Consider the following 1,240-nt stretch of genomic DNA (forward strand, 5'->3'; position numbering starts at 1 on the left):
AACGCCGCAATAAGCGGACTAAAGCAGTGGGTTATAATGTGGAGCGAAGCGAAACGTAACCCACTGTTTTAGTTCCGTTTAATTGCCTTGTTATGTTTCTATTTTCAACTCATCTCGACAAATTTCTTTGATCTCTTTTATTGCATTATCTACGGCATTTTTAACACCATAAATATGGTCTTCAACTTCATCAAAATCACCCCAATCAACCTTACTGCGATTAGAAATAATATTGATTTTTTCTATCGAGTTTTGAACACGTTCATCAATATAGACTGAGTTTATAGATGCGGACTCCATTAGCCAAGCAACGGCTTCTTCGTGGCCCTTATTAATACCTTCAACTTCTTCTTTATATTCTGATGAAGTTACTCTCTCATTAAATTCATTTTTCTTGCGCTCAAGATCTCGTTTTAGATTGGGATCATTCGGCCAAGTATCGCCGTCATGCGAAAGATAATATTCATGCTCTCTTTCGAGGTAGAGATGGTAATGAAACTCCTTCGATTGATGATAAGCGTGTTTTTTAATAAGTAATAATTTTTCAAAAACTTCCTCATAGATAGCTTGTTTCTTTAGCCATACTTGCTGGTTGATCCAACTTTTTTCAGAAAGTGTTTTTTTAATGTTTTCGACAATTTCAGTATTAGTTCCGAGCTGTTTTGTAAGTAATATAAAATCTTCTTTAATTGCATAGTTCTTTGCTTTTTCTTTAGCGTATGTAGCTAAAAATCCTGCTAAACAAGCTAAAACCGCAGTAAATACATATGATATATAGTCCATTTAAACTCCGAAACATGAAAGAAACATAACGCCCACATTAAGCGGACTAAAATTGTTGGCTATAATTTTGTGAGGAACGAACAATAGCCAACTGTTTTAGTTCCGTTTAAATTGCTTGTTAGATGCTTTTTTTACTATTAATAGAACAATAAACTTCTCAAGAAAATTTAACTGCACCATATAAAACAACCGAAACTAACCCCGTAATTACAGCCACATCAAACCCAAATTTATCAGCTATAAATACAGCAATTAACAATGAAGCTTTACTACTATTTTTAGCACCCAAATTTTCTAATTTATTTCTGAGGTTTGCATATTTTTCAGAGTCTGTGCATATAAGCTCTATAAATTCATTTTTAACCAGACATTGATCAGAGCCCTAGCTGACTTTTTCTATTTTATACAAATATTCAGCATGCCCACCGATAAGATGAATGATTTTTCTCCTTAACTC

At 33.5% G+C, this 1,240-nt stretch carries 1 protein-coding gene; it reads right to left on the reverse strand.

Translation table 11 applies throughout. The annotated features are described in order from the left end of the window. Positions 1-90: 90 nt before the first annotated feature. Complete coding sequence (locus G322_RS0119375; RefSeq protein ID WP_022943298.1) at positions 91-783, reverse strand: hypothetical protein; 693 nt, start codon at positions 781-783, stop codon at positions 91-93. Between the last annotated feature and the right edge of the window lie 457 nt (positions 784-1,240).

The organism is Psychromonas hadalis ATCC BAA-638 (assembly GCF_000420245.1).
GTDB lineage: Bacteria > Pseudomonadota > Gammaproteobacteria > Enterobacterales > Psychromonadaceae > Psychromonas > Psychromonas hadalis.